Origin of the sequence: Enterobacter sp. Crenshaw, assembly GCF_024734705.1 — a bacterium.
GTDB classification, from domain to species: domain Bacteria; phylum Pseudomonadota; class Gammaproteobacteria; order Enterobacterales; family Enterobacteriaceae; genus Enterobacter; species Enterobacter asburiae_B.
The window spans coordinates 1491326-1517049 of sequence record NZ_CP102932.1 but is presented as its reverse complement, the minus strand read 5'-3'; the positions used below and the strand labels follow the sequence as shown (position 1 = coordinate 1517049).

18 protein-coding genes are annotated in these 25724 nt (G+C 54.3%); 7 read left to right on the top strand and 11 right to left on the bottom strand.

All coding sequences use genetic code 11. The features are described from left to right. The 6 genes from dmsA to lrp form a co-directional block, all read right to left on the bottom strand. Positions 1 to 2445 (bottom strand): dimethylsulfoxide reductase subunit A, encoded by a 2445-nt coding sequence (dmsA, locus tag NWV12_RS07090; RefSeq protein ID WP_048979713.1) that lies wholly within the window; start codon positions 2443 to 2445, stop codon positions 1 to 3. Positions 2446 to 2656: 211 nt separating this feature from the next. After that, positions 2657 to 3949: a serine--tRNA ligase gene (gene serS, locus NWV12_RS07085; protein WP_008499983.1), complete on the bottom strand. Its 1293-nt coding sequence runs from the start codon at positions 3947 to 3949 to the stop codon at positions 2657 to 2659. Positions 3950 to 4041: 92 nt separating this feature from the next. Beyond that, positions 4042 to 5385 (bottom strand): replication-associated recombination protein RarA, encoded by a 1344-nt coding sequence (gene rarA, locus NWV12_RS07080; RefSeq protein WP_033145084.1) that lies wholly within the window; start codon positions 5383 to 5385, stop codon positions 4042 to 4044. Between the two features lie 9 nt (positions 5386 to 5394). After that, positions 5395 to 6009 (bottom strand): outer membrane lipoprotein chaperone LolA, encoded by a 615-nt coding sequence (gene lolA, locus NWV12_RS07075; RefSeq protein WP_023310983.1) that lies wholly within the window; start codon positions 6007 to 6009, stop codon positions 5395 to 5397. 128 nt (positions 6010 to 6137) lie between these two features. Continuing rightward, the gene (locus tag NWV12_RS07070) at positions 6138 to 9848 is read right to left on the bottom strand and encodes a DNA translocase FtsK 4TM domain-containing protein (protein WP_048979712.1); all 3711 of its coding nucleotides are present in this window, start codon (positions 9846 to 9848) and stop codon (positions 6138 to 6140) included. A 135-nt stretch (positions 9849 to 9983) separates the two neighbouring features. Then, positions 9984 to 10478: a leucine-responsive transcriptional regulator Lrp gene (lrp, locus tag NWV12_RS07065; RefSeq protein ID WP_000228469.1), complete on the bottom strand. Its 495-nt coding sequence runs from the start codon at positions 10476 to 10478 to the stop codon at positions 9984 to 9986. 544 nt (positions 10479 to 11022) lie between these two features. On the opposite strand from lrp, the gene trxB reads away from it, so the two are divergent. The 5 genes from trxB to infA all read left to right on the top strand — a co-directional run bounded on the left by trxB (position 11023) and on the right by infA (position 16846). Further along, positions 11023 to 11991, top strand: coding sequence for a thioredoxin-disulfide reductase (gene trxB, locus NWV12_RS07060; RefSeq protein WP_032638969.1), 969 nt, complete (start codon positions 11023 to 11025; stop codon positions 11989 to 11991). 114 nt (positions 11992 to 12105) lie between these two features. Next, a complete protein-coding gene (cydD, locus tag NWV12_RS07055) occupies positions 12106 to 13872 on the top strand; it encodes a cysteine/glutathione ABC transporter permease/ATP-binding protein CydD (RefSeq protein ID WP_048979709.1) in 1767 nt (588 codons plus the stop codon). After that, entirely contained in the window at positions 13872 to 15593 is a 1722-nt protein-coding gene (gene cydC / locus NWV12_RS07050) for a cysteine/glutathione ABC transporter ATP-binding protein/permease CydC (RefSeq protein ID WP_048979707.1), read from the top strand. Before cydD ends, cydC begins: the two co-directional genes overlap by 1 nt. Before the next feature lie 45 nt (positions 15594 to 15638). Next, the gene (gene aat, locus NWV12_RS07045; protein ID WP_048979706.1) at positions 15639 to 16343 is read left to right on the top strand and encodes a leucyl/phenylalanyl-tRNA--protein transferase; all 705 of its coding nucleotides are present in this window, start codon (positions 15639 to 15641) and stop codon (positions 16341 to 16343) included. A 284-nt stretch (positions 16344 to 16627) separates the two neighbouring features. Next, positions 16628 to 16846 (top strand): translation initiation factor IF-1, encoded by a 219-nt coding sequence (infA, locus tag NWV12_RS07040; protein WP_002211347.1) that lies wholly within the window; start codon positions 16628 to 16630, stop codon positions 16844 to 16846. Positions 16847 to 17013: 167 nt separating this feature from the next. Here the strand turns inward: infA and NWV12_RS07035 are convergent, their stop codons facing one another. Both NWV12_RS07035 and NWV12_RS07030 read right to left on the bottom strand, forming a co-directional pair. Further along, positions 17014 to 18543: an aryl-sulfate sulfotransferase gene (locus NWV12_RS07035; RefSeq protein ID WP_048979705.1), complete on the bottom strand. Its 1530-nt coding sequence runs from the start codon at positions 18541 to 18543 to the stop codon at positions 17014 to 17016. A 22-nt stretch (positions 18544 to 18565) separates the two neighbouring features. Beyond that, complete coding sequence (locus NWV12_RS07030; RefSeq protein WP_048979704.1) at positions 18566 to 20119, bottom strand: bifunctional UDP-sugar hydrolase/5'-nucleotidase; 1554 nt, start codon at positions 20117 to 20119, stop codon at positions 18566 to 18568. A gap of 122 nt (positions 20120 to 20241) precedes the next feature. On the opposite strand from NWV12_RS07030, the gene NWV12_RS07025 reads away from it, so the two are divergent. Then, positions 20242 to 21516, top strand: a complete 1275-nt coding sequence (locus NWV12_RS07025; protein WP_143345999.1) for an IS1 family transposase — start codon at positions 20242 to 20244, stop codon at positions 21514 to 21516. A 144-nt stretch (positions 21517 to 21660) separates the two neighbouring features. Here NWV12_RS07025 and NWV12_RS07020 read toward each other — a convergent pair whose 3' ends face one another. The 3 genes from NWV12_RS07020 to clpS all read right to left on the bottom strand — a co-directional run bounded on the left by NWV12_RS07020 (position 21661) and on the right by clpS (position 25207). Continuing rightward, on the bottom strand, positions 21661 to 22098 hold the full coding sequence (locus tag NWV12_RS07020; RefSeq protein ID WP_048979700.1) for a hypothetical protein: 438 nt from the start codon (positions 22096 to 22098) through the stop codon (positions 21661 to 21663). A gap of 481 nt (positions 22099 to 22579) precedes the next feature. Next, on the bottom strand, positions 22580 to 24859 hold the full coding sequence (gene clpA / locus NWV12_RS07015) for an ATP-dependent Clp protease ATP-binding subunit ClpA (RefSeq protein WP_008499992.1): 2280 nt from the start codon (positions 24857 to 24859) through the stop codon (positions 22580 to 22582). Positions 24860 to 24886: 27 nt separating this feature from the next. Next, on the bottom strand, positions 24887 to 25207 hold the full coding sequence (gene clpS, locus NWV12_RS07010; protein WP_006174393.1) for an ATP-dependent Clp protease adapter ClpS: 321 nt from the start codon (positions 25205 to 25207) through the stop codon (positions 24887 to 24889). A 267-nt stretch (positions 25208 to 25474) separates the two neighbouring features. On the opposite strand from clpS, the gene cspD reads away from it, so the two are divergent. Next, on the top strand, positions 25475 to 25696 hold the full coding sequence (gene cspD / locus NWV12_RS07005; protein WP_006809408.1) for a cold shock-like protein CspD: 222 nt from the start codon (positions 25475 to 25477) through the stop codon (positions 25694 to 25696). Positions 25697 to 25724 lie beyond the last annotated feature (28 nt).

Genomic DNA, 25724 nt, shown 5'->3' with positions numbered 1-25724 from the left:
TTAAACCTTTTCAACCTGGACAAGGTTTGTGTGGGATGGGTTGCCCTTCGCCAGCGGCGACGGACGCTGCGTGGTCAGCACGTTAATACTGCCCGCCTGGTCTATGCGGTTGGCATCAGGGCTGTACCAGGCCCCTTCCCCCAGCGCCACCACGCCTGGCATCATGCGCGGCGTCACCTTAGCTTCAATGTGCACCTCGCCGCGGCCGTTGAAGATGCGCACGCGATCGCCATTGCTGATGCCGCGTGCTTTAGCATCCATCGGGTTGATCCACATCTCCTGACGGCAGGCGGCTTTCAGTACGTCGACGTTGCCGTAGGTGGAGTGAACGCGCGCTTTGTAGTGGAAACCGGTCAGCTGCAGCGGGAATTTCGCCGTCAGCGGATCGTTGTAGTTCTCAAAACCCGGCGTGTAGATCGGCAGCGGATCGATAACGTCCCCTTCCGGCAGCTCCCAGGTCGACGCGATTTTTGCCAGCTCTTCGGAGTAGATTTCGATTTTGCCCGACGGCGTGGTCAGCGGGTTCGCCTGCGGATCTTCACGGAACGCTTTGTACGCCACGTGGTGCCCTTCCGGATCGCGCTGTTTGTACATACCCTGCTTGCGGAAGGTATCGAAATCAGGCAGGTCAGGGACCGCCTTACGGGAGAGTTCATGCAGATGGCGCATCCACCCTTCCTGTGTACGCCCCTCGGTAAACTGCTGCTCAACGCCAAGACGTTTCGCCAGCTCAGAGGTCATCTCATAAATGGTTTTGCACTCGAAGCGCGGTTTGATGGCCTGATCCGTAAAAATCACGTAGGACATGTTGCCGCAGGAGGCATCCAGCGCGAAATCCATCTGCTCAGAGGCGGTGCAGTCCGGCAGCAGGATATCGGCGTATTTCGCCGAGGAGGTCATGTGGCAGTCGATGACCACAATCATCTCGCACTTCTTGTCATCCTGCAGGATTTCATGGGTGCGGTTGATTTCGGAGTGCTGGTTGATGAGACAGTTACCGGCATAGTTCCAGATCATCTTGATCGGCACGTCCAGCTTGTCCTTGCCGCGCACGCCGTCGCGCAGGGCGGTCATTTCAGGACCACGTTCAATCGCATCGGTCCACATAAACATGGAGATGCTGGTCTGAACAGGGTTATCCAGCGTCGGCATACGTTCAAACGGCACTTCATACGAGCCTTCACGCGCGCCGGTGTTCCCGCCGTGAATACCGACGTTGCCGGTCAGAATGGAGAGCATGGAGATCGCACGGGTCGCGATTTCGCCATTCGCATGGCGCTGCGGTCCCCAGCCCTGGCTGATGTAGGCCGGTTTGGCCGAGCCAATCTCACGCGCCAGCTGAACGATACGCTCGGGCGGAATACCGGTGATGGTGGACGCCCACTCGGGCGTTTTCGCCACGCCGTCGCTGCCCTGCCCGAGAATATAGGCTTTATAATGACCGTTAGCAGGCGCGCTGGCTGGCAGGGTTTTCTCGTCATAGCCGACGCAGTATTTATCCAGGAAAGGCTGATCGACGAGATTTTCTGTGATCATTACCCACGCAAGCGCCGAGACCAGCGCTGCATCGGTACCCGGACGGATTGGGATCCACTCGTCTTCACGTCCGGCGCCGGTGTCGGTATAGCGCGGATCGATAATGATCATGCGGGCATTGGATTTGGCGCGGGCCTGTTCGAGGTAATAGGTTACCCCGCCGCCGCTCATGCGGGTTTCGCCCGGGTTGTTACCGAACAGGACGACCAACTTACTGTTTTCGATATCGGACGGGCTGTTGCCGTCCGCCCAGCCGCCGTAGGTGTAGTTCAGGCCCGCAGCAATCTGCGCCGATGAGTAGTCACCATAGTGATTGAGATAACCGCCGCAGCAGTTCATCAGGCGTGCCACCAGCGTTTTACCCGGTGGCCAGGAGCGGGTCAGCGTACCGCCGAGCGTCCCGGTGCCGTAGTTCAGGTAGATGGATTCGTTGCCGTACTCTTTGATAAGGCGCTGCATATTGGTGGCGATAATGTCGTAGGCTTCATCCCAGCTAATCCGCTCGAACTTCCCTTCCCCACGCTTACCGACGCGCTTCATCGGATATTTCAGGCGGTCCGGATTATACACGCGACGACGCATGGAGCGGCCGCGCAAGCAGGCACGAACCTGATGTAACCCTTCATAGTTATCGTCCCCGGTATTGTCGGTTTCGACATAATTAATTTCGCCATCCACCACATGCATACGCAGCGGACAACGGCTACCGCAGTTAACGGTACAAGCACTCCACACCACTTTTTCCGGAGCTGAAGCTGGGGATAGTGCATCCGCCGCTGAGGCCAGTCGGGTAAAAGGAAGCGTGAAGGCGCTGCTGGCTACGGCCAGGCCGCCTATCGCCGTGGTTTTCATCAACCCACGGCGAGTGACCTCGGCAGCCATTAATGCTTCAGGCGCGTTGATTTTCATAGAGACTCACTTTGGTTGCTCACAAAGAAAAGAGTGGCGGCGCAAACCGCTATGTAGTTTTATATACAACGAATTTTTACGTAATCAGCTTTTTATGCTGACTTTCATTCGGAGGAGTATTACTACTTTAGAGGGAGGGGGTATTGCGTCGTGTCAATTCAGCGGCATAAAAAAAGCGCCTTAAGGCGCTTTTTTGTTGTGAGGCAAAGAATTAGCCGATGTACTGCTGGCCTTTCATGTATGGACGCAGCACTTCAGGGATCTCAATACGACCGTCTGCCTGCTGATAGTTTTCCAGCACGGCAACCAGCGTACGGCCTACAGCCAGACCAGAACCGTTCAGGGTATGCACCAGACGGGTTTTCTTGTCAGATTTGCTGCGGCAGCGTGCCTGCATACGACGCGCCTGGAAATCCCAGACGTTAGAGCAGGAGGAGATCTCACGGTAGGTGTTCTGCGCAGGAACCCACACTTCCAGATCGAAGGTTTTGCAGGCGCCAAAGCCCATATCACCTGTGCACAGGGCCATACGACGGTACGGCAGACCCAGCAGCTCCAGCACTTTCTCAGCGTGACCGGTCATCTCTTCCAGCGCGTCCATGGACTCTTCAGGACGGACGATCTGCACCATCTCAACTTTGTCGAACTGGTGCATACGGATCAGACCGCGCGTGTCGCGACCGTAAGAACCTGCTTCAGAACGGAAGCACGGTGAATGTGCCGTCAGCTTAATTGGCAGGTCGTCTTCATCGATGATCTCATCACGCACGAGGTTAGTCAGCGGCACTTCAGCGGTTGGGATCAGCGCGTAGTTGCTGCTGTCTGCTTCCTCGTCCAGCGGACGGGTATGGAACAGATCGCCGGCAAATTTCGGCAGCTGGCCCGTACCGTACAGCGTATCGTGGTTGACCAGATACGGCACGTAGGTTTCGCTGTAGCCATGCTGCTCGGTGTGCAGATCCAGCATGAACTGCGCCAGCGCGCGGTGCAGATGGGCAATCTGGCCTTTCATCACCACAAAACGAGAGCCGGTCAGCTTAACCGCTGCCGCAAAGTCCAGGCCCGCGTGCATTTCGCCCAGCGTCACGTGATCGCGCACTTCGAAGTCAAACTCACGAGGCGTACCCCAGCGTTTCACTTCAACGTTGTCGTTTTCATCTTTGCCGACAGGCACGCTGTCGTCAGGAATATTCGGGATAGCCAGGGCAATATCACGAATCTCGGCCTGAAGAACGTCCAGCTCAGCTTTTGCCTGATCCAGTTCTTCACCCAGTTTGTTCACTTCCAGGCGTAATGGCTCAATATCTTCCCCGCGCGCTTTCGCCTGGCCGATGGATTTCGATCGAGAGTTACGCTCTGCCTGCAGATTTTCAGTTTGTACCTGCAGAACTTTACGACGCTCTTCGAGAGCGCGCAGCTTATCTACATCCAGCTTAAAGCCCCGGCGTGCCAGTTTTTCAGCGACTGCGTCTGGCTCATTACGCAGCAGATTGGGATCGAGCATGCTTATCCTGTGCTTATCGAATTAAAATAGGAAAATGTGACCACAGCCTGCGGCCACAAGGATACATTGCCAACATTACCGCAACGATTGAACTAACGGTAGCGTTTTATAGGGCTATTTTGATCCTGTCCGGCGAGCCAGGTGAGCTTTTCACCAATCTTGCCTTCAAGACCTCTGTTTGTGGGGTGATAATAGCGCGTTTGTGCCATCTCCTGCGGGAAATATTCCTCCCCGGCAGCGTAGGCATTGGGTTCATCATGAGCGTAACGATACTCCTGCCCATACCCCATCTCTTTCATCAGTTTGGTCGGCGCGTTACGCAGGTGAACCGGCACATCGTAGTCCGGACGTTCACGCGCATCGGACATCGCCGCTTTAAAGGCGGTATAAACCGCATTGCTTTTCGGCGCGCAGGCCAGATAAACAATCGCCTGCGCAATGGCACGTTCGCCTTCCGCAGGTCCAACGCGGGTGAAGCAGTCCCAGGCCGACAGCGCAACCTGCATGGCGCGAGGATCGGCATTGCCGACATCTTCTGACGCAATCGCCAGACAGCGACGCGCGACATACAAAGGATCGCCGCCCGCAGTGATAATGCGCGCGTACCAGTAAAGCGCCGCATCCGGTGCGCTGCCGCGCACGGACTTATGCAGCGCCGAGATCAGGTCATAAAAACGGTCGCCTTTGTTATCGAAACGCGCGCTGCGTTCACCCGCAATTTCAGTGAGCAGTTCCGGTTTCAGAACCCGCTTCCCGGCATCGTCGATTTCGGCCATATCGGCCATCATTTCCAGCGTGTTCAGCGCACGCCGCGCATCACCGTTGACCAACTCGGCAATCGCACGACGCGTGTCGTCAGGCAGAACGATATCCTGCCCGCCGTAGCCGCGCGCTTTGTCGTCCATCGCCTGGGTGAGAACCTTTTCGATATCCTCGGTGGTGAGCGATTTGAGCAGGTAAACGCGCGCGCGGGAAAGCAGCGCCGAGTTCAGTTCAAACGATGGGTTTTCGGTGGTCGCACCAATGAAGAAGATCGTGCCGTCTTCAATATGCGGCAGGAAGGCATCCTGCTGGCTCTTGTTGAAGCGGTGGACTTCGTCCACGAAGAGGATGGTACGCCGCCCGGCGTTGCGGTTCTGCCGCGCACGCTCGATCGCCTCACGGATCTCTTTCACGCCGGAGGTGACCGCCGAGATACGTTCAACGTCCGCGTTGGCATAGCGGGCGATAACTTCTGCAAGCGTAGTCTTGCCGGTGCCAGGGGGGCCCCAGAGGATCATGGAGTGAAGATGCCCGGCCTCAATGGCGCGCGGCAATGGCTTACCGGCAGCCAGCAGATGTTGCTGGCCGATGTACTGCGCTAAATTTTCTGGCCGCATACGGGCGGCCAGAGGTTGAAACGCGTTATCTGAAAAATCGAGCGACAGATTGCCCACTCACGCCTCTTACTTATTGCGTTGGTCGTCCACCGTTACGCCCTGCGGCGGGGTAAAGGTGAATTTCGATGCATCAACGGCGCCGTTTTGCTGAGACTTGAGCTGGTAGCTGCTGCGCTGATCGTCCTGCTCAACCGCGCCAAACTGATTAATCGTACCGTTGGTGCTTACGTTAATGGTGAACTGCTTCAGGTTGCCGTTACTGCCTTTCGGCGTCAGGACAAACTCGTCACCCGTCTGTTTAATATTGTACTGCTGCCAGTCGCTGGACTGGTTACGGGCAATCAGCATAAACGGCGTATTGCTGGTGGCATCTTTCAGCCAGGTCGCCGTTGCCTGCTCAACGAACGGGTTGAAGAACCATAAGGTTTTGCCGTCAGACACCAGGATGCTCTCATCCGGCTGGGTCATGTGCCAGTTGAACAGATTTGGGCGTTTTACCCACAAATCTCCCTGACCTTCCTGCACCGCGTTGCCGCTGCCGTCAGTCACTTTTTGCGTGAAGCTGGCGTGGAAGCTGCTTACTTTATCCAGTCGGCTTTTAAGGTCGCTGGCTGCATCAGCCCAGACGCTGCTGGCGACAAAACTGGTGAGTAATGCACAGGCGATGGCGATTTTTTTCATTGTTATTCCTTAAAATACGTCTTCCCGATATGGGGTTTCCGTCTTCTATTCTGGACCTGCCCGAAGGCAGGCGACAGAAGAAAATGCTTAATTTTGGCTGATTTACCCTTCTTTGCAATCGCTGAAGGTTAATCAAACGGCGGCGGTGCCAGCACCTCGCGGTTACCGTTATGCCCCTGCTCGCTCACAATGCCCTGCGCTTCCATCTGCTCAATGATGCGCGCCGCGCGGTTATAGCCGATGCGGAACTGACGCTGCACGCCAGAGATGGACGCTTTGCGTTTTTCGGTAACGAAGTTAACCGCCTGATCGAATAACGGATCCAGCTCTTCGCCGCCGTCGAAGCCACCGCCGCCGCCTTCGCTTTCCGTGTCGCTGGTAATACCGTCAACGTATTGCGGACGACCGCGCGCTTTCCAGTCCTGCACGACGGCGTGAACTTCCTCATCGCGGACGAACGCACCGTGGACACGCACCGGAGAGGTGGAGTTCGGGCCTGAATAGAGCATGTCACCCATACCCAGCAGCGATTCTGCGCCGCCCTGGTCAAGAATGGTACGGGAGTCAATTTTACTGGATACGGTAAAGGCGATACGCGTCGGGATGTTCGCTTTGATAAGACCAGTGATCACGTCCACGGAAGGACGCTGGGTCGCCAGCACAAGGTGAATACCGGCCGCACGCGCTTTCTGCGCCAGACGGGCAATCAGCTCTTCTACTTTCTTACCGACGGTCATCATCAGGTCAGCGAATTCATCGACCAGCACGACGATATAAGGCAGTTTTTCCAGCACCGGATGCTGGGCATCCATGCTGTCACCCGGCTTCCAGTAAGGATCCGGGATCGGACGCCCCATGCGCACAGCCTGGGCAATTTTCTCGTTATAACCGGCCAGGTTACGCACGCCCAACGCAGACATCAGCTTGTAGCGGCGTTCCATCTCGTTGACGCTCCATCGCAGGGCGTTGGCGGCGTCCTTCATATCGGTGACCACTTCGGTCAGCAAATGTGGGATGCCTTCGTAGACCGACAGTTCGAGCATTTTCGGGTCGATCATAATGAAACGCACATCTTCCGGCTGCGCTTTATAGAGCATGCTGAGGATCATGGCGTTCACACCAACAGACTTACCGGAACCGGTGGTACCCGCGACCAGCAGGTGAGGCATTTTGGCGAGATCCGCGACTACCGGATCGCCAGCGATATCTTTACCCAACACCACGGTCAGCGGAGATGGGTTATCGCGGAATTTGGTGTTATCCAGCACTTCACGCAGGTAGACGGTCTGACGTTTCTTGTTCGGCAGCTCAAGGCCAACGTACGGTTTGCCCGGTATCACTTCCACCACTCGCACCGCAACGGTCGAGAGAGAACGCGCCAGGTCGCGGGACAGGTTAGAAATACGCGCGGCTTTAACGCCGGGCGCCAGGTTCAGTTCAAAACGGGTGATCACAGGACCCGGCGAGTAGTTCACCACGTCCGCTTTGATGCGGAAGTCAGCCAGACGCGCTTCAACCAGACGCGCCATCTGCTCCAGCGCGAAGGTATCGACCGGCTCCACTTCTGACGGCGGAGGCGTTAACAGATCCAGCGACGGCAGCGGCGTGCTTGGACGCTGTAGCGGACGGCTGTCACCGTTACGCATCAGCAGAGGGTGAATCAGACTTTCCTGCGGCTGAGGCGCAGGCTGCTGGAACTGCGGCGGCTGTGGTGGCTGCTGCGGTTGCTGAACAGGCTGCTGCGGCTGCGCATACGGCTGTTGAACAGGCTGCTGCGGCTGCGCGTAGGCCTGCGGCGCTGGCTGCTGGCGCACAGGCTCCGCTTCCGGCATCACGCTCGGGGTAAATAAAGGCTCGCTAGGGCCATCATCCACCAGATCCTTCATCGGCGAGAATTCAAAATCAGACAGCGAGAACGGATTTGCACCAGCCGGTTGTTCACCGGAATAGCGCTGCTGCTGGGTGGCGGCGAACTGGCGCGCCAGTTCTGCTTCAGCCGCGTCCTCTTCGTCTTCCAGCATAGGTTCATCGTGCTGGTATTCATCACCGTAGCGCTGATTCTGCTGCGCGGCGAACTGACGGGCCAGCTCGTCCTGCTGCATTTCATCGGCGTCATCTTCGTACTCAGGCTCGCGCGCTTTCTCTTCCGCCATACGCTGGGAAGGCAGCTTGATGCCATAAGAGGCAAGCTCACGGCGGGTTGGAACGCGAACGCGGTTAGGGCGAGGCAGTTGCGGACCAATTCCCTCCTTCACCTGAGGACGTGGTGTGCCACTGGTTGCCAGGCTAAAAACAGGTGCAGCCACGGCAGCGGCCGCGGTAGCCTGCTTCACGCTTTCCGCTACGGGTGCGACTGCAGGCGTCGGGTCGATCGGTGGAACGGAAACAGGAGGCGCTTTCGTCACCGGCTCCTGCACCGGTTCAGGCACAGGCTGGTACCAGGCCGCCAGCTGCTCGCGTTCACGCGCGCGACGCTCTTCAACTTCTTCAAAATAGTACATCGGCGGACGAGAGGGTTTTACCTCTTCCACGATTTCAGGTTCAGGCTGCGGCTCTACATAAGGCTGCACAGGTTCAACCGGTTCAGGCACATACTCCTGATAAGGTTGGGCCACAGGCTGTTCATAGTGCGGGTACTCTTGTGGTTCATACGCAGGCTGCGGCGGCTGATATGGCTGCTGCCACTGCTCCTGCTGCACAGGGATGTAGCTCTCTGGTTCAGGTGCGATAACCGGCTCCGGCGTGTGAACGCCTGGCGCAGTCTGCCAGTCAACCTGAGGCTGCTGAATAACGGATTCCGGCGGCGAAACCGGCGCCGTTGGCATCACGGCGTCGACAGGCGCGGCATACGCCTGGGCAGCGGTCGTCGCGGCGGCGGCGGCTGCAACCGGCTCGGTAACCGAATGACCATTTAACAGCGGATCGTATTCGTCGAAGTCACCCGGAGTGGCCCGGCTGCCGGAGAAGAGTACATCGTCAGGATCGACGGCGACACCTGCAGCGCGATACGCCACCTGCTCGTCTTCATCCATGCGTTTACCGGAGAAGAGCGCCGCATCGGTTTTACGACCCAGCGGGTTGGCAAATTTCTCAGCAACACGCTGACGACGCGCCAGCGCGCCGCGCAGAATACGCGCACGACGAGACTCTCGACGCTGCACAGGCGCGTCATCTTCCTCTTCATCTTCGTACTCGTCTTCATCAACCCACGTATCGTCACGGCGAGTACGGTTGCTGGCGAAAGTCAGAATGGTGAGGATAAAACTTCCGATCTTCTCGGCAATGCTTACCCAGGACCAGCCGGTAAACAGCGTCAGCCCGGCCGCCCAGATGCAGAGCAGCGCCAGCGTGCCGCCGCTGCTGTGCAGCATCGGCTGCAGCGCAGAACTGAGTAAACTGCCGATCACTCCGCCAGAGGCGAAGTACCAGATATCATCCGCATTGATTGCCGCCAGCCCGCACGAGGTGAGGATCAGCGCCAGCGCGCCAATCAGGCGCAGCGACACGGCAAAATAGTCGATGTAATCATCGTTCTGACGATGACGCCACGCAAACCAGCATCCGCCAATGATAATGACGGGAAGGGTGTAGGCCATCACACCGAAAATGAAGAACAGCGTGTCCGCAAGCCAGGCACCGGGGACACCGCCTAAATTATGGATAGGCTCATGCCATGCAGTTTGTGACCAGCTGGGATCTGAGGGGTTGAAACTGAGTAAGGCTGCCATCAGCCAGACGGCAAAAAGGGCAATAACAATCAGCAAAGCCTCGAGGAGACGACGTCCGCTGCTTAGCTTCGATAGTGTGACTTCTTTGTCTTCAGTGTATTCCTGGCTCAAAAAAGGCTCTCCAGGTATCAGGCATATCCTGCCTTTTTGCTAAAACGGACAACAGCGCCGGGACTCCCCGGCACTGTTGCTGTATGGATTAACAGGAGTGTAATCAAACTACGCTGATTTTGCACCTGTTCCGTGTTAGCGCGTCTTAATAACCAGACGATTGCTCTGTTTGACCTCTTCCATCACCACATACGTACGGGTGTCGTTCACGCCTGGCAGACGCAGCAGGGTTTCCCCCAGCAGCTTACGGTAGGCGGACATATCAGGCACACGGGTTTTCAACAGGTAGTCGAAATCACCGGACACCAGATGACACTCTTGAATTTCTTCAAGTTTTTGTACAGCGGCGTTAAATTGCTCAAACACATCCGGCGCACCACGATTCAGAGTAATCTCAACAAATACCAGAAGTGAGGCATCCAGATAATGCGGGTTCAGCAGAGCAGTATAGCCCTGAATGAAACCCTGTCTTTCCAGTCGGCGCACACGCTCAAGGCACGGCGTCGGGGAAAGTCCCACACGTTTTGAAAGCTCGACGTTGGAAATACGCCCATCCTTTTGCAATTCATTAAGAATGTTACGATCGATACGGTCGAGATCTTTGCCAGGGCGCTTCTTGCTATCTACCATTATTATTGTCTCTCTGTATTCCTTCCCTACTCCTGCCTGGACCCTGTGCACATCACTGTTCAGAGCCTGTACCCGTTAGTCATCACATCGCCTGGTTTTGTATTAGACGCGATGCGGATTCGGGTTCTGTTGGTAAGAAGACCGTTGCCCGAAGGCAGTCACCGACATCACGTATGGCGTCTGTCCACGCCATGCGTAGATTTCACTGACCCGGTAAAAATGGCATTTACGTGCATGCCTATGCGGCATACGGTTAACGCGGTTTTTTTTCTTCCTTGAATGTTTTCGCAAAAGCGCAGGGGATTGTCAAAGCAAAACATCGTTTTTTAGTACAACATGCCGGATATTCATTACGGCAGGGTATTAATCCTCATTTTATTGCCTTACAAACGACCGGTTTTCAGGCGAAAGCGTGATGTTATAGCGCCTCATTCATCGCCCGTGGCTATTACACAGATTGATATCAAAATTGCTGCGCTCTTTTTTTACGACAACAAATTCCCTACAATCCAGCCAAATGTCTGCCAACAACAATGGGGATCTCATGGGCACGGCCAAACACAGTAAGCTGCTAATCCTTGGTTCTGGACCTGCGGGATATACCGCAGCGGTCTATGCTGCACGCGCTAACCTGCACCCGGTACTCATCACCGGCATGGAAAAAGGCGGTCAGCTGACCACCACCACCGAAGTGGAAAACTGGCCAGGGGACCCGAACGACCTGACCGGGCCGCTGCTGATGGAACGTATGCACGAGCATGCCGCTAAATTCGAAACTGAAATTCTGTTCGACCACATCAATAAGGTCGATCTGCAGAACCGTCCGTTCCGCCTGACGGGCGACAGCGGCGAATACACCTGTGACGCGCTGATCATCGCCACCGGCGCCTCTGCCCGTTACCTCGGTCTGCCATCCGAAGAAGCGTTCAAAGGCCGCGGCGTCTCTGCCTGCGCAACCTGTGACGGTTTCTTCTACCGCAATCAGAAAGTCGCGGTCATCGGCGGCGGCAACACCGCAGTGGAAGAAGCGCTCTACCTGGCGAACATTGCCTCTGAAGTGCACCTGATCCACCGTCGCGAAACCTTCCGCGCGGAGAAGATCCTGATCAAACGTCTGATGGATAAAGTGGCAAGCGGCAACATCGTGCTGCACACCAACCGTACCCTGGAAGAGGTGACGGGCGACCAGATGGGCGTTGCCGGTCTGCGTATCCGTGATACCCAGAACACCGATAACGTCGAAACGCTTGAAGTGGCGGGTCTGTTCGTGGCGATCGGTCACAGCCCGAACACCGCGATCTTCGACGGTCAGCTGGAGCTGGAAAACGGCTACATCAAAGTGCAGTCCGGCATTCACGGTAATGCGACCCAGACCAGCATCCCGGGCGTGTTCGCGGCTGGCGACGTGATGGACCACATTTATCGTCAGGCGATTACCTCTGCGGGCACCGGCTGTATGGCCGCTCTGGACGCTGAACGCTACCTCGATGGACTGGCTGAACAAGGTAAATAATCTTTACAAGTCAGTAACAAACGTAAATAAAGGCGGCGATAAGTCGCCTTTATTGTCTCCCCGTTGTAACATTGCGCTGCCCAATTTCTAATAACGTCACCTGCAAAGTACGCAATGGAAAAAACCCGTCAACAAGAGTTAACACGCTGGCTGAAACAGCAAAGCGTTATTTCCCGCCGCTGGCTTACGATTTCCCGTCTCCTGGGGTTCGTTAGCGGTCTGTTGATTGTTGCCCAGGCATGGCTGCTGGCCCGCATTCTTAATCACATGATCATGGAGAACATCCCGCGCGAAGCGCTGTTGCTGCCTTTTATTGTCCTGATCCTGATTTTTATCCTGCGCGCCTGGGTGGTGTGGCTGCGTGAGCGCGTCGGTTTTCACGCCGGACAGCACATCCGCTACGAGATTCGCCGCCAGGTGCTCGATCGTCTTCAGGAAGCCGGGCCCGCGTGGATCCAGGGTAAACCTGCCGGTAGCTGGGCGACGCTGATCCTTGAGCAGATTGACGATATGCACGACTACTATGCGCGCTATCTGCCGCAAATGGCCCTTGCCGTCTTCGTTCCGCTGCTGATCGTGATCGCCATCTTCCCGGTGAACTGGATGGCTGCGCTGATTCTGATGGGCACCGCCCCGCTGATCCCGCTGTTTATGGCGCTGGTCGGCATGGGGGCAGCGGATGCCAACCGCCGTAACTTCCTGGCACTGGGTCGCCTGAGCGGCCATTTCCTCGATCGTCTTCGCGGCATGGAGACGTTACGCATTTTTGGCCGCGGTGAAGCGGAAACCGAAAATATTCGCCAGGCATCGCAGGACTTCCGTCAGCGCACCATGGAAGTGTTACGCCTCGCCTTCTTGTCTTCCGGCGTACTGGAATTCTTTACCTCGCTGTCGATTGCCCTCGTGGCGGTCTACTTTGGCTTCTCCTACCTTGGCGCGCTGGATTTCGGCCATTACGGCACGGCGGTGACCCTTTCTGCCGGGTTCCTGGCGCTGATCCTGGCCCCGGAGTTTTTCCAACCGCTTCGCGATCTGGGGACCTTCTATCACGCCAAAGCGCAGGCGGTTGGCGCAGCCGATAGCCTGAAAACATTCCTGGAAACGCCGCTGGCACACCCGGAGCGGGGTGACGTGACGCTGAATGCTAAAGATCCCGTGACCATTGAAGCGCAGGACTTTTCTATTCTGTCACCCGAAGGCAAAGTGCTCGCGGGTCCGCTGAATTTTACCTTACCTGCCGGACAACGGGTGGTGCTCGTCGGCACCAGCGGTTCCGGTAAAAGCTCGCTCCTGAATGCGCTATCCGGCTTTATGGCCTACACGGGTTCACTGCGGATCAACAAAACCGAACTGCGTAACCTCGATCCAGACGCCTGGCGTAAACAGCTCAGTTGGGTAGGACAAAACCCGCAGCTTCCAGCCTCTACGCTGCGTGAAAACGTTCTGCTGGCGCGCCCGGACGCGCGTGAAGATGAACTGCTATCGGTGCTCGACCGCGCCTGGGTCAGCGAGTTTCTGCCGCTGCTTCCGCAGGGGGTAGATACCGTGGTCGGCGATCAGTCCGCCGGGCTGTCGGTCGGACAGGCGCAGCGCGTAGCCGTTGCCCGCGCGTTGTTGAATCCTTGTCAGCTGATGCTGCTGGATGAGCCCGCCGCCAGCCTGGATGCCCACAGCGAGCAGCGCGTAATGGAGGCCCTGAACGCCGCCTCCCGGCAGCAAACCACCCTGATGGTTACCCATCAGCTGGAGGGAATTGCCGACTGGGATCAGATCTGGGTCATGGAGAACAGCCGTATTGTTGAGCAAGGCGATTACGCCTCTCTCGTTGCCGCGCAGGGACCGTTTGCCGCCCTGCTGGCGAACCGTCAGGAGGACATCTGATGCGTGCTCTGCTGCCTTATCTTGCGCTCTATAAACGCCACAAATGGATGCTGACGCTGGGGATTGTGCTGGCGATTGTCACGCTGCTCGCCAGCATTGGCCTGCTCACGCTTTCCGGCTGGTTCCTGTCGGCCTCGGCCGTCGCGGGCTTTGCCGGTTTATACAGCTTCAACTATATGCTCCCGGCTGCCGGCGTTCGCGGTACCGCCATCACGCGGACTGCCGGACGCTATTTCGAACGGCTGGTCAGCCACGACGCCACTTTCCGCGTGCTGCAGCACCTGCGCATCTACACCTTCAGCAAACTGCTGCCCCTCTCCCCTGCCGGGCTGGCGCGTTTTCGTCAGGGTGAGTTACTTAACCGTGTCGTTGCGGATGTCGACACGCTGGATCACCTTTACCTGCGCGTGATTTCCCCGATCGTGGGCGCGTTTGTGGTGATTGTGGTGGTCACGCTGGGGCTGTCTGTTCTGGATGTTTCCGTTGCGCTGACGCTGGGCGGGATCATGCTGCTGACGCTCATCATTCTGCCGCCGCTGTTTTACCGCGCCGGGAAATCCACCGGGGAAAACCTGACGCGCCTGCGCGGGGACTACCGCCAGCAGCTCACCTCCTGGCTTCAGGGGCAGGCAGAGCTGACGATTTTTGGCGCCAGCAAGCGCTATCGCGCCCGCATGGAAAGTACGGAGCTTAACTGGCATGAGGCCCAGCGCCGCCAGTCGGAGCTGACGGCCTTCTCTCAGGCGCTGATGATGTTAATCGGCGGCGTGGCGGTGATTGCCATGCTGTGGCTGGCTTCCGGCGATGTCGGGGGGAATTCACAGCCGGGTCCACTTATTGCCCTTTTCGTCTTCTGCGCGCTGGCGGCGTTTGAGGCGCTGGCCCCGGTAACGGGCGCCTTCCAGCATCTGGGCCAGGTGATCGCCTCTGCCCTGCGCATCACGCAGATTGCCGAGCAGGAGCCTGAAGTCACGTTCAGTGCCGGGCAGACCGCGGTACCAGAGCAGGTTGCGCTGACGCTTGAAGATGTCACCTTCGCCTATGACAAACAGGCGCAGAACGCGCTGGACGGTATTAACCTTTCTGTTAACGCAGGTCAGCGGATGGCGATCCTCGGCCGTACCGGCTGCGGTAAATCGACGCTGCTGCAGTTGCTGACCCGCGCCTGGGATCCGCAGCGCGGACAGATTCGTTTTAATAACACGTTGCTGACCGATTTCAGCGAGCAGGCCCTGCGCAAGACGGTGAGCGTCGTTCCGCAGCGCGTGCATCTGTTTAGCGCCACACTGCGCGATAACCTGCTGCTGGCCGCGCCAGAGGCCTCTGATGATGCGCTTCGCGCCGTGCTGGAGCAGGTCGGGCTGCAAAAACTGCTTGAGGACGACGGGCTTAACAGCTGGCTGGGCGAAGGCGGCCGTCAGCTGTCCGGCGGTGAACTGCGCCGTCTGGCAATTGCGCGCGCGCTGCTGCACGATGCGCCGCTGATGCTGCTCGACGAACCCACCGAGGGGCTGGATGCCACCACCGAGAGCCAAATCCTTGATTTGCTGGCGAATGTCATGACCGGCAAAACCGTGCTGATGGTCACACACCGCCTGCGCGGACTGGCGAGTTTTGATCGGATAATTGTGATGGACAACGGACACATTATTGAGCAAGGTAGTCACGCAGAGCTGTTGGCGAAACAGGGTCGCTACTACCAGTTTAAACAGCGTCTGTAGACTATATTTGTAGCGTCCTTACTCGCGTACTGGAGTTTTGCTGTCATGCGCCTGGTCCAGCTTTCTCGTCATAACATCGCGTTCCCTTCTCCGGAAGGGGCGCTGCGTGAGCCCAACGGGCTGCTGGCCCTTGGTGGTGACCTCAGTCCCGCACGGCTTTTAATGGCGTACCAGCGCGGTATATTTCCCTGGTTTTCCCCCGGCGATCCGATTTTATGGTGGTCCCCCGATCCGCGTGCCGTGCTGTGGCCAGCGCAGTTTCACGCGAGCCGCAGCATGAAGCGTTTCCATGCGAAATCACCCTACCGCGTCACCCTCAATCACGCCTTTGGTCAGGTCATTGAAGGCTGTGCCGAAGACCGCTATGAAGGGACATGGATAACCCGCGATATCATTACCGCCTACCACCAGCTCCATGAGCTTGGCTATGCCCACTCCATCGAGGTGTGGGAAGGCGGAGCACTCGTCGGCGGCATGTACGGCGTGGCGCAAGGCACGCTATTTTGCGGCGAGTCGATGTTCACTCGTGCGGTTAACGCCTCGAAAACCGCACTGCTGGTCTTCTGCGAGGCGTTTGCCCAGCGCGGCGGACGCCTGATCGATTGTCAGGTGCTCAACGAGCACACGGCCTCGCTGGGTGCTGTTGAAATCCCGCGACGCCAGTACATCGAACATCTCGATACCAGCCGTCAGGAGAAGCTTCCGCGCGACTTCTGGATACCGAGAACGCTCTTTATGCCCAATGCCTAAATGTTTTCCGCATATTTTTTGTGAGGGTGTTATAATTATGCCGCAGAGTAGCTTCTGCCTGTTGCCCCGCCGCCGTTTGGGACCCTCGCTTCAGATAACGTCCTGACGTTTATCCTGTTGTCTCCCCTTTACGAATGCGCTTCCTGTTCGGTTGTACCGTGACGCTTGGGCAATGCGCCGAAACTGTTTTGCTGCGTTTTAATCGCGCAATTCTTTACTTAATTGATGAATTTCGGCATTATCTTGCCGGTTCAAAACTTGGTAGTGATACCCCAGAGGATTAGATGGCCAAAGAAGACAATATTGAAATGCAGGGTACCGTACTTGATACGTTGCCTAATACCATGTTTCGCGTAGAGCTGGAAAACGGTCACGTGGTAACTGCGCACATCTCCGGTAAAATGCGCAAAAACTACATCCGCATTTTGACGGGCGACAAAGTGACTGTTGAACTGACCCCGTACGACCTGAGCAAAGGCCGCATTGTCTTCCGTAGTCGCTAATTGTTTTCGCCTGTAATGGCAGATGAATATTAATTAAGGCCGGGATTTTCCCGGCCTTACTTTTTTGTGCTGCAGGCTATTATTTGAACAATTATTTGTCCGTTCGATTCAGCGTCAGGGCTGTATGTTCGACAGCAATGCCCTTTTAATGGCTGTGTCTGGCTATGCTACCAGCCGTTTGCCACCTGATAACCTATATTTATCAAAGCATCAAGCTCGTCTTTTGCAAACAACCTTGCCCGGTAGCATTCACCAGGGAACTCTGGATAGCCATCCATCGAGCAAATCAGATCGTAGATTGTGGCAATAATATGGCCTGTTGCATCGCTGATAAAGAAAGAGCGTGCGTGGTTGGTGTAGATGCCATAGTAGTCACCATAATCTATTGCTGCCCCCATAAAATCAGTGACCTGAGGAACACGATCGGAGGGTAACTGGATAATGCTACCTGTCTGGGTTGCTGTATTGGCGACGAGATCAACAGCATAGAACATGACTCTCGCAGGATCGGTTTTGTAAGCATCAGCCGTTGAATCACGTGTAATATCTCGAGTAACCGCATTGCCTTCATTATCAACGCAGGAGCGATTATCAAAGAGCGAAAGAACTAATTTTCCTTCAGTCTCATTGCTTAACCCAGCAAAAGCGCTATTTTTAGTGACGAATACGGTATGAGCACCATTTTCAAAACTCTCAATACCGGAAGTATCTATCTGCGTAACGCCCTGTCCTGCTGCGAAATTACCGTTAAATCCCCCGGTATTAATACTCCATAATATCTTGCCGTCGGCAGGAGAAATACCAAACGTCAGGCCTGCAGAGCGAGTATGAACAACAATCGCTTCAGCATTTGCCTCGCCCGCGGGGATCCAGGAAAGCGAGTTAAGGTGAGCATCGTTTGTGGGGCTGTTATTCAGGATCTGAGTATTATCAAATGCGCGGGTATAATTTTTTGCCCACAGCATCACGCCTGTCTTTTCATCAAATTTTAAAATTGATGCGTCCTGTCTCATCGTGTTGGTCGAACGGTCCGGGTTATCATTACCAATCATGAAAAGATTATCGGCGGAATCCCAGATCAGATCGTGGGTGTTAGCATAGCGGTTACCATCGTGGTCACGTAAATCAAACTCCAGAATCTCGTTGCCCAAAATATCGATTTTGAAAAAGCGTCGCCCATACCAGTGTTCATCTTCATCACTGCCGATATAGAAATAACCATTATGCGTTTTTAGCATCTGATTACGGTAGGGCTGAGCATAATAGCAGCGAAGATCGCCGTTCCGGTCGTAGCCATCACAATTGGTAGTCATTAACCAACTGTTTCCCCATACGGTCGTGAAGTTAGCGGGATCCGTTTGCTCAATATCGATATGGAAAATTGTCCCATCGCGGTAGAGTTGTTCCTGTGTGCTTACCTGGATGGTTTGATTAAAAACTTCCACTCCGCTAAGGTTTTTAAAGACAACCTGCACATGGTTAAGGTAGTTTGCATACAGTCCAATAACCGGAATTTTTATCTCAGGTAAAGAGACAATGTCATTTGATGAATACGTAAAGTCTAAACTTGTCGTGCTAGTCGATCTTCCCAGTACCGTATAGGAATATGTTATCGCCTCATCAATTATAAACTTCAGATAGACCGCAAGCTGGTTGTTAGCAGGGGCGAGTTCCATTCCAAGATAGGTAATTGCCATATTATTCACCTGTTGTTAATTATTACTGTGTAACTTCTTTTACTCGCATCTCATTCACCTGTTGGGGAATGATCTTATTTCCTTTCACCAGGTAATCAATAACCGCATCGGAAAGGTTATATCCACCTTTTACCTGTTTGTTCTGACCATCAATGAATGCAGTAAAGCCATCGCCACCAGGAGCAAGGAAACTATTTGTCGCTACGCGATAGGTTTCAGAGTCTACAATTGGCTTGCCATTAAGCGTAAATAGTACAACGCGTTGCCCGACAGGTTTATGTTGGTCGTAGCGCATCTCCAGTCCTTTCGACATCTGCAAAACACCGTTAGTGAGTGACGCACTATGCTCCATAAGATTTCGTAAGGATTTCCCATTCAAATCCATTACGGTAAGCTCATTTGGAAACGGGAACGCGCTAATAACATCGCCGAGGGTTATCGGACCGGCATTCAAATCAGCCCGCAGACCACCTGAATTAGTGAGCGCCAGTTGCGCATCAGGCGCAGCAGCAAGCATTGCATCGGTAAATAAATTGCCCAGCGAAGATGATTCCCCGTAGGCGCGCGTAAGCGTAACAGGCGTCTCTCCAACTTTTTGGCGAACCGTTTCGGAGAGCTGTTTATTCCAGCTATCAATAACACTCTGAGTTGCCGGATCGGGTTTCCATTCATCAGCGTAAAGGGTTTTAAGTTCGAAGCTTTTTATTTTGTTGTGATGTTTTTTTAGATCCACATCCAGGACCAGCTTACCAATATCAACCCCACCGCTGTCAGTCGAAAGCACCAGCGTGTTACCTACTTTAAGCGGCTCCGGCGTTCCAACATGCGCATGTCCGGTAATCAGAATATCCAGTCCTTTCACCTGCTTCGCCGTCTGGATATCCTTATCAAGGGCGCGTTTGACATCAGTATTGCCGATACTTGACTGGCGTGCAGGGAAACCTTCATGCATGAGTGCAACGGTTATATCTACTTTTCCACGTAGTTCATCCAGATAACGCTGGAGATATTTCACCTCGTCACGCGCTTCAATACCCTGACGCATTGACGATGAAACGGTATCATCGAAAGCGAATACGCCATGCAACCCAATGACCCCAATTTTAACGCCATCCTTTTCGATGATGATATACGGCTTATTCCAGAAAAGGACATTACTATTTTTATAAAACACGTTCCCTAACAGTATCGGCAATTTAGCCTGACTGAGCTGTATCAGCGTATTATCCCATCCATGGTCGAACTCATGATTGCCGACAGACGCAGCATCAAATGACATTGTATTCATAATATCTATGATTGCCCGCCCTTTTGTCAGGCTGCTAATGTACGGACCGGTAAAGTAATCTCCAGCATCGAAATAAAATGTAGCCTTATTCTTTTGCTTTTCTTGCTTAACGTAAGTCGCAATATTTGCGAAGCCACCGACAGCTCTTTTACCTTCTGCAACATAAGGGAGTTTATAGGGCTCAACATGTGCATGCAGGTCATTGGTATAAATGACGGTAACGTCCTGCGCTGGACTTAGCGAAGCATATCCCGATAGTAATAAAACCGCGATTACTGTTTTTTTCATTTTTTAACTCTCGAATTAAAGAAAGAATTTCATTATCGATTAGCAAAAAACAGATTTTGTGAACCTTCTCACGACATATGGAAAAGGGAGACGCGAAAATTTGCGACTAACAGAATCAGTTGGTGAAGCACATGGAATCCGCTCCAAAAATAGATCTCAATGTTTGTAAAAGCTGGTCATGTCCAAATCTCGGAATACCAGATGCGAGTGATTATGTTTTTCCTGTTTATCGTCTGGGCTACGCTGCTCTTGAATGTCAAAAATGTGGCAGTCTTCCTCCACTGTTTAATACAAAAGAATGTGACGAGTGGTTCAGTCAATTCATGCAACGAAAATTAGGAAATACAGGACAAGGTTGTCCCCGCTGTTTTACAGCGCACATCATTCGCTATGGATACACAAAAGCCAGAACACCCCGCTTTCAATGTTGCACCTGCCGTTATGTATTTACTCCACACAATGACAATGCTGTAGGCCTGAATAAAAATATCACCCTTCTTTCCCAGCTCGAACAAGGGGTGCACTCTGGTGAAACGACAAACCAAAGGGTCCTTGCACACGCGGTTAACGGGTTCGAACACGATCTGCATGTTTCACTCCCTGCGCTAACAAGGGTGTCAACGACCACAATGGTTATACCGTTTCAGGGTCATTCTGCGAGGCAGAAACTGTATGTTGTGATCAGTGCCGATGCTGACTCCGGCAAAATTATTCAAGTAACAACCAACTATTGCGACTGGAAGGCAGGTGATTCATTGCTCTATCAGGGTTCTAAGTCTTTCCCTTCTTCGATACTACCGTCGAGCGATACCGACCTTATTCGGGAGCAAGAGATGCAATTTCTTAAACGGAGTCAATTTGATGAAATTCAGTACGGTAGTGCCGAGCTTAAGCGAAACGACCGGGGAAGCATGGTCCGTCCTGTCATTACCATACACAGTCATTTCCAGAGATTAAAACGACGCTTCCCGGGTGTAACCGATCATTATCTCGCCCATGAGTGCGTTTTGCGCGGCGGGGCTATAACTGCCTGGTCAACAGAAGTCCGACTTGGGAAAACCGATCTTTGGTTTGTGTCTGAAAATATTGAAAACGCCAACCTCTCTGACAAAGCATTTTGCCTTACTGGTAGCTGGAAAATGGGATGGTGGAAAAATGTGTGGCAGCGTTGGGATAATGGCGAGATATGCAAGATGATTGGCCTGCTGACCGGACAGCAAAGTACAGCGGAACCCGCGTTGATTTCACTTGCATCCTGCACTGCATTTGCTGTCTGGCTGAAATCCCATCCATGGTCATTACAGTGTCATAACTTTGGGGCGCGGGTAGTGAGCCAGCATTTAGTGGGTCTTGGCTGTATTTACAACCAACAGATGAAGGAAAATTCAGGCAGTTAAGGGCTACATAACGCGAGCTGTACGGCAGCGAACTGCACTATTTTATTGTCATCAAAAGTTATTAACGTCTTCCCGTAACACCCATTTTTACGAAGATTAATCCATTTGGCGTCAGAGGAACTCCCCCGACGCCTCGGATCGACGTCAGGAAATAATGTGAATTACCGTTTTTGCACTTTGAGGTGCAACGACATCTGCGGCCATCGAATGCGTTATGTCATGCAGCAGCCCCGTCAGGTGCGGCAACATATCGCGGTCAAAATGCGATACCAGCAGTATGTGGTTTAACGCCCGGCAGTAATCACACTTTGTTTCGGTATCTTCCAGCAGCCACTCTTTTTGTCTCGGTTGTTCCGCGTCGTCCTCAAATTCCACCACCTGAAAATCACGCATTGATTCTGTGAGGCCAGCTTTCATTTCTTCCAGATACGCACCCAGGCAGCGGCAGACGGGCTGCTTTTGTGGGAGTGATGTGCAGTCGAGGAGGATTTCAGTGAGCAGTTTGCAGCGCTCTGCAAGGGTTGGGAGATCGGGGTTGAGGGAGAGTTCGCTGTAAAGCAGTGAAAGATTGTTATGTTCCATTTGATTTTGACTCCGTGTGAAATGATGAGATCTCCACCCGAACGCCAACTCAGGTGGCAGACTGAACCGGTTTGGCGTACCGACCCACACGGGAAAATCGGCGCTTCAAAAGAAGCCCCGGTTCAGCCCACCATAATTGAGTCTGCGGATTATATCGCTAGCTTTCAAAAGTGTGAACGAACCTGATGATAGTTGACGTATCAACATCATTTCTCGTGTGTAATCAGGACGCCAATCCCGGCACCTGATTTTGCAGGTGCGCCGCCATTTTATTACTGTTGATTTATCCAGCAACTGACTTCGAAAGAAACTGGAAAGCGCCTCGCAAAATTCCTCTGCGGCCTGATGCCCTCACCCCAGCCCTCTCCCACAGGGAGAGGGAGAAAACACTAGAAACGACAACACTGTTGTCGTTTTGCTTTTACCTTGGCAGGCATAAAAAAACCGGGCAAATGCCCGGTTTTTAACATTAACGTTTAACTCAGTGAGCCGCTTCCGGCTTGTGCTTCGCCGCACTCTGGAAATCATACGTCAGTTCGTTCTTCGCCTGGTCCAGCGCCACGGTCACCTGACCGCCGTCCACCAGCGAGCCAAACAGCAGCTCGTTCGCCAGCGGTTTCTTCAGGTTGTCCTGAATCACGCGCGCCATCGGACGGGCACCCATCGCACGGTCGTAGCCTTTCTCGGCCAGCCAGTTGCGGGCCTCCTGGCTCACTTCCAGCGACACGCCTTTCTGATCCAGCTGAACCTGCAGCTCGACGATGAACTTGTCCACAACCTGATGGATCACCTCGGTAGACAGGTGATCGAACCAGATAATGTTGTCCAGACGGTTACGGAACTCCGGCGTGAAGATCTTCTTGATCTCCTCCATCGCATCGGTGCTGTTATCCTGGTGGATCAGGCCGATGGATTTACGCTCGGTTTCACGCACGCCGGCGTTGGTGGTCATCACCAGCACCACGTTGCGGAAGTCCGCCTTGCGCCCGTTGTTGTCGGTCAGCGTCCCGTTGTCCATCACCTGCAGCAGGATGTTGAACACGTCCGGGTGCGCTTTCTCGATTTCATCGAGCAGCAGGACCGCGTGCGGATGCTTGATCACCGCGTCGGTGAGCAGGCCGCCCTGGTCAAAGCCCACGTAGCCCGGAGGCGCACCAATCAAACGGCTGACGGTGTGACGCTCCATATACTCGGACATATCAAAGCGCAGCAGCTCAATGCCCAGCGCTTTGGAGAGCTGAACCGTCACCTCGGTTTTCCCCACGCCGGTCGGGCCAGCGAACAGGAAGGAACCGACAGGCTTGTGGTCATGCCCCAGCCCGGCGCGGGCCATCTTGATTGCTTCGGTTAAGGCCTCAATGGCTTTATCCTGACCAAAGACCAGCATTTTCAGGCGATTGCCGAGGGTGCGCAGCGTGTCGCGGTCGCTCTGAGAAACGCTCTTCTCAGGGATACGCGCGATGCGGGCCACCACGGACTCAATATCCGCCACGTTAACGGTTTTCTTACGCTTGCTGGCCGGCATCAGGCGCGCACGCGCCCCTGCCTCATCAATCACGTCAATCGCCTTATCCGGCAGATGACGGTCGTTGATATATTTCACCGCCAGCTCCACCGCCGCACGTACCGCTTTCGCGGTGTAACGCACGTCGTGGTGCGCTTCGTACTTCGGCTTCAGGCCGTTGATGATCTGCACCGTTTCCTCGACGGACGGTTCGGTCACGTCGATTTTCTGGAAGCGGCGCGCCAGCGCACGGTCTTTCTCAAAGATGTTGCTGAACTCCTGGTAGGTCGTGGAGCCAATCACGCGAATCTTGCCGCTGGAGAGCAGCGGTTTGATCAGGTTCGCGGCATCCACCTGGCCACCGGAGGCCGCACCTGCGCCGATGATGGTGTGGATCTCATCGATAAACAGGATGCTGTTGGTGTCCTGCTCCAGCTGTTTCAACAGCGCCTTGAAGCGTTTTTCAAAATCACCGCGGTATTTGGTGCCCGCCAGCAGCGAGCCGATATCCAGCGAGTAGATGGTGCAGTCGGCAATCACTTCCGGCACGTCGCCCTGCACAATGCGCCAGGCAAGCCCTTCGGCAATCGCGGTTTTACCCACGCCTGACTCACCCACCAGCAGCGGGTTGTTCTTGCGGCGACGGCACAGCACCTGGATCGCGCGCTCCAGCTCTTTATCTCGACCAATCAGCGGGTCGATACCGCCAACGCGAGCAAGCTGGTTAAGGTTGGTGGTGAAGTTTTCCATACGATCCTCCCCGCCTGCTTGCTCTTCATTGTTATTGACCTGATTGCTGGAATCCGATGCCTGGTTAGGCTCGTCTTTGCGCGTTCCGTGAGAAATAAAGTTAACCACGTCGAGGCGGCTGACTTCGTGTTTGCGCAGCAGGTAGGCAGCCTGTGACTCCTGCTCGCTGAAGATGGCGACTAAGACGTTTGCGCCAGTCACTTCGCTACGCCCGGAAGACTGGACGTGGAATACCGCGCGCTGCAGCACGCGCTGGAAGCTGAGCGTCGGCTGCGTGTCGCGCTCTTCTTCACTGGCTGGCAGCACCGGTGTGGTTTGTTCGATGAAGGCTTCGAGTTCCTGACGTAGCGCCACCAGATCCACGGAGCAGGCTTCCAGCGCTTCGCGGGCAGATGGGTTGCTAAGCAGTGCGAGCAGTAAATGCTCGACGGTCATAAACTCATGTCGGTGCTCACGCGCTCTGGCGAAAGCCATGTTTAAACTGAGTTCCAGTTCTTGATTGAGCATAGGCACCTCCCCCAATTTTATGCCTTATCAGGCCTTTTCCAGCGTACACAGCAACGGATGCTCGTTCTCCCTCGCATAGTCGTTCACCATCGCCACTTTGGTTTCCGCCACTTCGGCTGTGAAGATGCCGCAGATAGCTTTGCCACGATAATGAACGGTAAGCATCAGTTGCGTTGCACGTTCTACATCATAAGAAAAGAACTTTTGTAGCACGTCAATAACAAATTCCATCGGCGTGTAATCATCGTTCATTAACATAACTTTATACATAGATGGCGGTTTTAGCGCGTCGCGCACTTTGTCTTCCGCCAGCTGGTCGAAATCCAGCCAATCGTTGGTCTTACCCATTATGCATAACCACTTTGAATCTACCTCAGATGTTAGATAACAATCATCTATTACTGTCATCCGCGATGTCTGTCACAAACTGTTGCAATAGCGTTAACTGCTTCAAACTTTGGTTGATTATTGTCCCATCTCCAGCGCCAAACGCTTGACGACTTCTTTCGTTTCTCTAAATTGTACAAGCGTGAGATGGCGAGGTTTTGAACAGCCCCCACTCCACCACCGGTTCATTCCATCTTAACTTATAAGATTTACGAAGGATGTCGAAGCATGGAAATGGGTACTGTTAAGTGGTTCAACAACGCCAAAGGGTTTGGCTTCATCTGCCCCGAAGGCGGCGGCGAGGATATCTTCGCTCACTATTCCACCATTCAGATGGATGGTTACAGAACGCTCAAAGCCGGGCAGTCCGTCCGGTTCGATGTACATCAGGGACCAAAAGGCAATCATGCCAGCCTAATCGTACCCGTTGAAGCAGAGACGGTTGCATAGCTCTCTGTTTTATTGTGTACATCCCGCA

What these genes read in the sequence shown, in the direction of transcription:
- dmsA (WP_048979713.1), bottom strand. Translation starts at nt 2,445, where the DNA reads ATGAAAATCAACGCGCCTGAAGCATTAATGGCTGCCGAGGTCACTCGC.
- serS (WP_008499983.1), bottom strand. Translation starts at nt 3,949, where the DNA reads ATGCTCGATCCCAATCTGCTGCGTAATGAGCCAGACGCAGTCGCTGAA.
- lolA (WP_023310983.1), bottom strand. Translation starts at nt 6,009, where the DNA reads ATGAAAAAAATCGCCATCGCCTGTGCATTACTCACCAGTTTTGTCGCC.
- lrp (WP_000228469.1), bottom strand. Translation starts at nt 10,478, where the DNA reads ATGGTAGATAGCAAGAAGCGCCCTGGCAAAGATCTCGACCGTATCGAT.
- trxB (WP_032638969.1), top strand. Translation starts at nt 11,023, where the DNA reads ATGGGCACGGCCAAACACAGTAAGCTGCTAATCCTTGGTTCTGGACCT.
- cydD (WP_048979709.1), top strand. Translation starts at nt 12,106, where the DNA reads ATGGAAAAAACCCGTCAACAAGAGTTAACACGCTGGCTGAAACAGCAA.
- cydC (WP_048979707.1), top strand. Translation starts at nt 13,872, where the DNA reads ATGCGTGCTCTGCTGCCTTATCTTGCGCTCTATAAACGCCACAAATGG.
- aat (WP_048979706.1), top strand. Translation starts at nt 15,639, where the DNA reads ATGCGCCTGGTCCAGCTTTCTCGTCATAACATCGCGTTCCCTTCTCCG.
- infA (WP_002211347.1), top strand. Translation starts at nt 16,628, where the DNA reads ATGGCCAAAGAAGACAATATTGAAATGCAGGGTACCGTACTTGATACG.
- NWV12_RS07035 (WP_048979705.1), bottom strand. Translation starts at nt 18,543, where the DNA reads ATGGCAATTACCTATCTTGGAATGGAACTCGCCCCTGCTAACAACCAG.
- NWV12_RS07030 (WP_048979704.1), bottom strand. Translation starts at nt 20,119, where the DNA reads ATGAAAAAAACAGTAATCGCGGTTTTATTACTATCGGGATATGCTTCG.
- NWV12_RS07020 (WP_048979700.1), bottom strand. Translation starts at nt 22,098, where the DNA reads ATGGAACATAACAATCTTTCACTGCTTTACAGCGAACTCTCCCTCAAC.
- clpA (WP_008499992.1), bottom strand. Translation starts at nt 24,859, where the DNA reads ATGCTCAATCAAGAACTGGAACTCAGTTTAAACATGGCTTTCGCCAGA.
- clpS (WP_006174393.1), bottom strand. Translation starts at nt 25,207, where the DNA reads ATGGGTAAGACCAACGATTGGCTGGATTTCGACCAGCTGGCGGAAGAC.
- cspD (WP_006809408.1), top strand. Translation starts at nt 25,475, where the DNA reads ATGGAAATGGGTACTGTTAAGTGGTTCAACAACGCCAAAGGGTTTGGC.